Origin of the sequence: Actinosynnema sp. NPDC059797 (genome assembly GCF_042732085.1) — a bacterium.
Lineage (GTDB): Bacteria > Actinomycetota > Actinomycetes > Mycobacteriales > Pseudonocardiaceae > Actinosynnema.
The window spans coordinates 1-8,858 of sequence record NZ_JBHWIE010000297.1; the positions used below are offsets into that span (position 1 = coordinate 1).

At 73.4% G+C, this 8,858-nt stretch carries 4 protein-coding genes and 1 pseudogene; 4 read left to right on the top strand and 1 reads right to left on the bottom strand.

From position 1 onward, the window contains the following. From ACFV4N_RS34940 to ACFV4N_RS34950, 3 genes and pseudogenes are all read left to right on the top strand, one after another. On the top strand, positions 1–785 hold a 785-nt coding region (locus ACFV4N_RS34940), incomplete at its 5' end, for a fumarylacetoacetate hydrolase family protein (protein WP_499676936.1). Between the two features lie 103 nt (positions 786–888). Further along, complete coding sequence (locus ACFV4N_RS34945; protein WP_499676937.1) at positions 889–2,412, top strand: MFS transporter; 1,524 nt, start codon at positions 889–891, stop codon at positions 2,410–2,412. 2 nt (positions 2,413–2,414) lie between these two features. Then, positions 2,415–2,897 (top strand): annotated as a pseudogene (locus ACFV4N_RS34950) (TetR/AcrR family transcriptional regulator); the annotation flags it as partial. A gap of 111 nt (positions 2,898–3,008) precedes the next feature. Here ACFV4N_RS34950 and ACFV4N_RS34955 read toward each other — a convergent pair. Then, positions 3,009–4,712, bottom strand: coding sequence for a S8 family serine peptidase (locus ACFV4N_RS34955; RefSeq protein ID WP_499676938.1), 1,704 nt, complete (start codon positions 4,710–4,712; stop codon positions 3,009–3,011). Positions 4,713–4,998: 286 nt separating this feature from the next. On the opposite strand from ACFV4N_RS34955, the gene ACFV4N_RS34960 reads away from it, so the two are divergent. Beyond that, positions 4,999–8,858, top strand: a 3,860-nt coding sequence (locus tag ACFV4N_RS34960) for a Dyp-type peroxidase (protein ID WP_499676939.1), incomplete at its 3' end; no start/stop codon positions are given.

Below are 8,858 nucleotides of genomic sequence, written 5' to 3' on the forward strand. Positions count from 1 at the left end.
CACCCGGGCCGCACGTGGGCGCGGGGCGGCTGCTCGCCCCGCTCCGGCCGTCCTCGCTGCGGGACTTCGTCACCTTCGAGGAGCACGTCGAGGGGATGCGCGGCGGCGCGGGCGTGCCCGAGCAGTGGTACGCCGCGCCGACGTTCTACTTCACCAACCCCCACGCCGTCCTCGGCCCGCACGACGACGTGCCGGTCCCGCCCGGCTCGACCAGGTTCGACTTCGAGCTGGAGGTCGCGGCCGTCGTCGGTCGCGAGGGCCGCGACCTGACCCCGGAGCGGGCGGGCGACCACATCGCCGGCTACACGATCCTCAACGACTGGTCGGCCCGCGACCTCCAGTCCGCCGAGATGGCCGTGGGCCTGGGTCCGTGCAAGGGCAAGGACACCGCCACCACGCTGGGGCCCTGGCTGGTCACCCCGGACGAGCTGGAGCCGCACCGCGAGGACGGCCTGCTGCGCCTGGCGCTGACCGCCGAGGTCAACGGCGAGGTCGTCGGCTCGGACCTGCTGTCCAACATGAGCTGGACGTTCGAGGAGCTGGTCGCCTACGCCTCCCGCGGCACGTGGGTGCGACCCGGCGACGTGCTCGGCTCCGGCACCTGCGGCAACGGCGGCTGCCTCGCCGAGCTGTGGGGCAGGGGCGTCGACCGGCCACCGCTGCGCCCCGGCGACACCGTCACCCTCACCGTGGAGGGCATCGGCCGGCTCGGCACCACCGTGGTCGCCGGGACCCCGGTCCGGCCGCTGCCGACCGCCCGCCGCCGACCGCGGGACAGGCCATGACGCGTCGTGGCGCCGCCACTCCCGGCCGGTCACCACCATCGCACCGCTGTCGAGCCGGTCACAGCGCACAAAACTGAACCGTCTGGACGGTACAGTTCTTGTCATGGCGACGAACAACCCGGTGATCCCCGGCGCCCGGCGCCGGTGGGCCGCCCTGGCGGTGCTGGTGGGCTCGGTCCTGCTGCTGGCGATCGACGGCACGGTGCTCCACCTCGCGGTGCCGTCGCTGACCCGCGACCTCGCACCCACCTCGACCGAGATCCTGTGGATCGGCGACGTCTACTCGCTCGCCCTGGCGGGCCTGCTGGTCACCACCGGCACGCTCGCCGACCGCGTCGGCCGGAAGAAGGTGCTGCTCGCGGGCACCGCGGCGTTCGGGCTGGCCTCCCTGGCGGCCGCCTCCTCCACCAGCGCGGAGATGCTCATCGCGGCCCGCCTGCTGCTGGGCGTCGCCGGCGCGACCATCATGCCCTCGACGCTGTCGATCATCCGCGACCTGTTCCCGGACCCGGTCGAGCGCACCAGGGCCATCGCGATCTGGTCGGCCGGCTCCGGCGGCGGCCTGGCGCTGGGACCGCTGGTCGGCGGCGCGCTGCTGGAGCGCTTCTGGTGGGGCTCGGTGTTCCTGGTCAACGTGCCCGTCGTGATCGCCTTCCTGGTCGCGGGGGCGCTGCTGCTGCCCGAGTCGCGCGACCCGGACCCCGGCCGGTTCGACCCGCTCTCGGCCGCGTTGTCGTTCGTCGCGATCACCCCGCTGGTCTACGCGGTCAAGCACGCCGTCGGCTCCGGCCTGGACGCCCGGACGGCCGGGGCCGCCCTGCTCGGCCTGGCCGCGGGCGTCCTGTTCGTCCGGCGGCAGCGCCGCGCGGACACGCCCCTGATCGACGTCGGCCTGTTCCGCAACCGGGCGTTCGGCGGCGCGGTGCTGGCCAACGTCATCGCGATCTTCGCCCTGACCGGCCTGCTGTTCTTCTTCTCCCAGTACCTCCAGCTCGTGCGCGGTTTCGGCCCGCTGCGGGCGGGCCTCGCGGAGATGCCGACGACGATCGCCTCGATGCTGGTCATCGGCCTGGTCGGGGTGGCCGCGGCGCGGTTGGGGACCGGTCGCGCCGTGGCCGCGGGCCTGGGCGTCGCCGCCGTCGGGCTGTTCCTGATCGCCGTCGCCGAGGGCGCGGAGAACTACCTGTGGCTGGCCCTGGCCCTGCTGCCGGTCGGCCTGGGCGTGGGCCTGGCGATGACGCTCACCGTCGACGCGGTCGTCTCGGCGGTGCCCCGGCACCGGGCCGGCGCCGCGTCGGCCATCTCCGAGACCGCCTACGAACTCGGCGTCGCCCTGGGCATCGCGGTGCTCGGCTCGGTGGTGACCCTGGCCTACCGGGCGCACCTGGACGTGCCGGACGCGGCCCGCCCGGCGGTCGAGGACTCGGCGGCCTCGGCGCTGACCGCGCTCGACCCCGCCTCCGACCTGGCGGCGGCCGTGCGCGAGGCGTTCACCACGGCCATGCAGGTCACGTCCGTCCTCGCCGCCGTGATCACCGCCGCGGCGGCCCTGGTCGCCTGGCGCACCATCCCCTCCGGTAGGAACGGGGACGCGCCGGGCACCCGGGGCGGGTCGGGAGGGGAGTGAGCATGTCACGCAAGGCAGGGCGCGCACCGGAGGAGACCCGCCGGGCGCTGCTCGACGCGGCCTCCGCCGTGATCCGCAACCGCGGTATCGCCGCCAGCCTGGACGAGATCGCCCGCGAGGCCGCGGTGTCCAAGGGCGGGCTGCTCTACCACTTCGCGACGAAGGACGACCTCGTCCGAGCCCTCGCCCACGACCTGCTGGAGACGTTCCGGGCGCAGGTGGCCGCGGCCGTCGACCCCGCCGACACCGCCCCGGGCAGGCTCACCCGCGGCTACGTCCGGGCCTGCTTCGCCTCCGTGCACGACGAGACCGCGCTCCGCGAGAGCGTCGCCCTCGTGACCCAGCTCGGCACCCTGCCGGAGATCGTCGAACTCGCCCGCGCCGACGCGCGCCGCTGGACCGGGGAGCTGAGCGCCGACGGCCTGCCGGAGCACGTGCTGTCCCTGGTCGTCGCCGCCGCCGACGGCGCGAGCACCGCGCCCCTGTGGGGCGGCGTCGTGCCCGACACCGGGGCCCGGGTACTGGAGCGGCAGCTCATCCGCCTCACCCTCGACCAGGACCTCTGGCGGCTGCTGGAACCGGTGCCCGCGCCGGACTCAAATGAAGTCGCCGCCGCGGGTCACGGCGCCGTAGGCGTCCACGATGCCGTAGCCGTAGAAGCCGTTGAACTTCGCGTCACCCACGCAGGTGGCGGTGAACTCGGCCGGTCGGCCGACGTCCTCGTACGACACCGTGCGCGGCTCGGGGCAGGCCCGCGGGATGGCGGTCTTGACCAGCACCTCCTGGACCTTGTCCGGCGACAGGGTCAGCGTGCCGGGGTGCGCCCGGTCCTTCTTGCCGTACTGGCTGACCACCAGCGCGGCCACGCCGGTGGCGTGCGGCGCGGCCATCGAGGTGCCCTGCAGGTACTGGTAGAAACCGCAGGTGCCGGCGTCGCAGTACTTGGTCACGCCCGCGTCGAGGCCGTCGGGCGTGATGTTGCCGTCGGCGTCGATGTCGCCCGCGGCCAGCGCCACGTTGCGGGGGTAGGTGGAGCGGATCAGGTTCTCGTTGGTGCGGTACCAGTCGGTGCCCAGGCCGTCGCGGAAGTAGCCGCCGGGCGCCGACAGCACGATCTGCTCGGTGCCGTAGTTGGAGTAGTCGGCCTTGACCCCCGTCGGGCCGAGCGCGGACACCGAGAGGACGTGGTTGCCCTCGGTCGGGAGGTTGAGGCACGTCGCGTTGTCGATCGCGCGGGGGTAGGAGGCGTTCGGCGGGTAGTTCGGGCTGGACGCGTCGGTCCGCGGGTTGCCCTGGTCCTCGTGGTTGTTGCCGCCGGCGCCGATCAGGGTGACGCCCTTGCGGTGCGCGTAGTCGAGCGCGCGCTGGACCGCGGCGATCGTGGTGCGCTGGGCGATCTGGGCCTCGGGGCTGTCGGCCGGGTTGGCCGTGCAGTTCATGTACCAGGGGTCCACGAAGAACGACATGTTGATCACGTCGAGGCCGACGTCGGCGCCGTAGGTGAGCGCGTCCACCACGGGCTGGAGGAAGAAGTAGCCGGAGTCCTGGCCGCCGCGGATGTTGACCAGCGACACGTTCGGCGCGACGCCGGACACGCCGAAGCCGTTGGCGGCGGCTCCGATGGTGCCCGCGACGTGCGTGCCGTGGCCGTCGTCGTCGTGGTCGGCGGGGTCGACGCAACCGCGGAACTCGCACGGACCGTCCAGCTCGTCGCCGTTGGCGTCGTTCGGGATGTCCATGGTGAAGTTGCGGGACAGCTCGCGGTTGAAGTTCGGCGCGATGTCCGGGTGCGTGCCGTCGACCCCGGTGTCCAGCACGCCGACGTAGACGCGCCGGTCACCGGCCTGCCGGGCGCGGGCGATGTCGGAGCGCACCATGCGCAGGCCCCACAGGGCGTCGTCGAGCGGGTCGAGCCCGGCCGTCGAGCGGGTCCGGGCCTCGGCGGGTGCGGGCCGGGCGTTCGCGCCGACGTGCTCGCGCTCGACGTCGCGCCACTCGCGGGACTTGCGGTTCGCGCTCCGGGGCGCCTGGCCGATCGGCCGCACGGGGGCGGCGCCGAACACCGCGTCGGTGGCGGTGACGCGGTGGACGAACCCCGTGGCCGGCGCCTTCACGGTCAGCGTGCCGACCGCGGCGTTCTCGGCGGTGACCCGGCCACCGGCGGCCCGGACGGCGGCGCGGGCCGCCTGGAGCGGCGCGCCGGCCTCCACGAGGACGGTGTAGTCGGCGTCCCGCTGCTGGGCCGACACGGGCTGGACGGTGGCCACGAGCACCGTCACCGCGCTCGCCACCGCGAGCACTGGCCGAGTTAATCGTCTGGGGCTCAAGGTTGGTCTCCTCCCACCGGATCGAGTTGCGTCGCGATACCCTGTCACACCGGACCGCCGGCGGTCAGGGTCCTTTCGTCGGAGGATTCGACCGCGGCCGCGGTCGCGGCGCCGGTGGCCGTACCGGAGCCGACCTACGGGCGGTGCCATCGGATTTCCCGATCGGTGCGCCAAGTCCGGCCAATGGGTGCCCCGCTCCCGCCGTCCGTCACCCGTCGTTCCCTCCCGGGACCACCGGCACCGGCGGAGCGTGATACGGATGGGTGCTTTGCGGTCGCAGCTCGGGACCTCGCTCCCCGCGTCGGCCATCCTGGGTGGTGTGCCGGGCTCGGACCGACCGACCGCGCCCGCCGACGGCCGGGAGGACGACATGACCGACTCGCTCGTCGACGGGGTGTCCGCGCTCAGCGGCGACGGCGTCTCCGTGGCCACCGCCGACGAGCGGAGCCACGACATCTGGGAGCACGTGCAGCGCGGCCTGGTCTACCCGGCCCCGCACGCGCTGTTCGCCACGTTCTGGGCCGCGCCGGACCGGGAGCCGCTGACCCGCGACGTGCTGCGACGGGTGTCCCGGGCGGTCCGCGAGCGCATCCACCGGCAGCACGGCGGCGCCAACACCACCGCCGTCGTCGGCGTCGGGTTCCGGCAGTGGGCGCGGTGGTGCGCCCAGGACGGCGCCGACCTGCCCGAGGGCATGCGCCTGCTGTTCCCCGCCTCGCCGGACGACCCGACGACCTCCGCGGTGTTCGCGCGCTCCGCCGGCACGTTCACCGACTCGGGCGGCGACCTGTGGTTCCACCTCAAGTCCGACGACGAGCGGCACTGCCGCGCGGTGTTCGACTTCCTGGTCGAGCTGCTGGTCGACCAGGAGGACTGCGTCGACCCCGGGCGCACCGTCCACCAGGTCGCGGCGACCAAGTCGCAGCGGCCGGACAAGCGCGGCGGCAAGGTGCTCGGCTACCGGTTCTCCGAGACCCTGAACAACCCGACCGACCCGGTGACCCTGCAGCGGCACGCGGTCGTCGGCCCCGAGGACCCCGCCCACCTCGGCGGCTCCTTCGCGCTGGCCCAGCGGTTCCACATCAACTGGGAGCACGTGCTGGACCTGCCCGACCAGGGCATCGAGGACATGGTCGGCCGCACCACCGACGACGTGCTCATCCCGAACCGCGAGGACCGCAGCCACATCAAGCGCGCCCGCGTGCAGGACGACGCCGGCAACACCACGCCGGTGCTGCGGCTGAGCCTGCCGTTCGGCGAGTCGCCCGCGGTCCACGACGACGCGCTGCGGGAGAAGGGCGCGAGCCTGCGCGACGAGGCCGGCATCTACTTCGCCGCCTTCAGCCGCACCGTGCGGGTCCTGGAGACCATCATGGACCGGCAGATCGGCGACGAACCGGGGTTCATGTCCGACCGGCTGCTGTCGAACGTGCGCTCCGACCTGGGCGGCTTCTTCTACATCCCCAGCCAGGACGAGCTGGGCCTCGACCCGGTCCCCGTCGGCGAGCTGGCCGAGGTCGACTGGACGCGCTTCCCCGGCGTGAACTGGGACCGCCTCGACCGGCACTTCGACCGGCGCTCGGCCAACGGCTACATGTTCTACAACCACCAGGACTACCTGTTCCGCATGGCGACCGCGACCGGCGCGGACCGGGAACGGCTCCTGCCGCCGTCGCGCCGCGTGCTCGGCCTGCTCGCCACGACCTTCTCCCTCTGGCAGGACAACTGGTACTTCGAGCACGCCCAGCGGGAACCGCGGCACCTGGAGCACTACCTGCGCCAACGGTTCGACGACCGCGAGGTGGAGCGGATCATGGCGCTGCCCGTGGCCGAGCGCATGGGCTGGGCGATCAAGATCGGCCTCGGGGAGGTGTACGCGGGCCACGAGTACGGGTTCCGGGGCCGCAGGCGCGACCGGGACGGCAACTGGGTCTGCGGCGCCGACACCTACAGCATGAGCCCGCTGGAGCTGATCGTCGGCCAGATGCCCGACCTCAGCCTCGGCCAGGGCCGCTACGTCATCGACTACGCCCGCGAGGACGAACAGCTGCCCCACTTCTTCCTCGGCCTGAGCGCGGCCTCCGGCGTCGGCCACGTCGTGCCCGGCTACGAGCGCGCGCTGCGCCTGGGCATCGGCGGCCTGATCGCCGAGGTGTCGGCCAGGCTCGCCGACGCGCGGGACGGCGGGCAGTCGTCGTTCTACCGCGCGGTCGTCCTCGCCCTGGAAGGCGTCCGCGACCACTGCCGCTCCTACGCCGCCCTGGCCGGGGAGCTGGCCGGCGGCCTCGGCGACGGCCAGCGGGCCGAGCGGGACAACCTGCTGGCCGTCGCCGAGCGCATGGACCGCCTGTCCGAGGAGCCGCCGGCCACCATGCTGGAGGCGGCGCAACTGGTGTTCACCCTGCACTCGTGCCTGCACCTGGTCGGCGAACCGACCTCGGTCGGGCGCCTGGACCAGCTGCTGCACCCGTTCTACCGCCGGGACGTCGACGCGGGCCGGCTGGATCGGGAACGGGCGCAGGAGATCATCGACTGCTTCTGGATCAAGCTCGGCGAGAAGGTCCAGCCCAACCGGATGAACCTCCAGGACCACCAGCCCTGGGGCAACCTCGCTATGGGCGGGGTGAGCGGCAACTACCCGCAGGGCGGCTCCAACAACCAGTGGATCCAGCAGGTGACCGTGGGCGGCACCGTCGCCGACGACAGCCCGGGAGCCGGCTCGCCGGCCTACAACGACGTCACCACCCTGTGCCTGCGGGCCGCCCGGCGGCTGCCGCTCAACGCGCCGTGCCTGTCCCTGCGGACCCGCCCGGACATGCCGGAGGAGTACGCCAGGGAGGCCGCGCTCGCCCTGCTCAGCGGCGGCGCCCACCCGATCCTGCTGAACGACGAGAAGATCATCCCGGGCCTGCTGGCCAGCGGCGACGACATCGGCGCGGGCGACCGCCCCACCGCGAGCACCCCGGTGGCGGAACGGGCGGCGCCGCGCTGGCGCAGCGAGGTCGAGCTGAGCGCGGCCCGCGACTACGCCTGCGACGGCTGCTACGAACCGCAGTTCGTCGGGCGCAACTGGTTCACCCTCGCCGGGATCACCACGCTCCAGCCCCTGGAGGCGGCGCTCAACCGGGGCAAGTCCTGGGCCACCGCGGGCCCCATGTACTTCCGCGGCCAGCGGGTCTCGTTCACCTCCGAGCCGCCGGCCGAGATCGCCTCCTACGAGCAGCTCGAGGAGCTGTTCTTCAAGCACCTGAAGTGGATGTACGCCAGGCAGACCGACCAGTTGCTGGCGGTGTTCGGGCAGATGAGCGAGGTGTGCCCGTCGCCGCTGCTGTCGTGCTTCGTCGACGACTGCGTGGACAAGGGGCTGGACTACTACGCCGGGGGCGCCCGGTACCACGTCGTCGGGCCGTGCTTCACCGCGCTGGCCAACACCATCGACTCGCTGTGGGCGATCCGGCACATGGTCTTCGACCGGCGGACCGCGGTCACCTCGCTGCCGGAGCTGGTCGAGGCCCTGATCTGCAACTGGGGCGAGTCGATGAACGAGCCGTTCGCCAACGCGCTGGCCGGCCCGGCCAGGATCGCCGCCAGGGCCGACCGCTTCCGCCGGCTGCGCCGGGTCGCCATGGGGCTGCCCAAGTACGGCCGCGGTGACATCGAGGTCGACCGGTTCGGCGACGCCATCCTCCAGCGGGTGGCGCGGACCGCGGTGGAGGTCTACACGGACCCGGCCGAGCCGACCGCGGCCAAGATGGTGGCCCTGGCCGACCGGTGCGGCACGGCCGAGCACCCGTTCGGCTTCCAGCTCCAGCCCGGCGCCGGGACGTTCGAGAACTACGTCGAGGTCGGCGCGATGTGCGGCGCCTCGGCCGACGGCCGCCTGCTCGGGCAGACGATCGCCTCGGACCTCAGCCCGGCCCCCGGCTACGTCGACCAGCCGGTCGACCACCGGGAGGCGCCGTTCGTCGCGGCGCTGGACGGGTTCGGCGGCGCGGGCAGCGCGGCCATGTGGAACGTCGCGCCGACCGACTTCAACATCCGGGAGGACTTCCCGGTCGAAGCGCTCGTCGACGTGATCACCACGTTCGCGCGGGGCACCGGCTCCAACCTGCACACGAT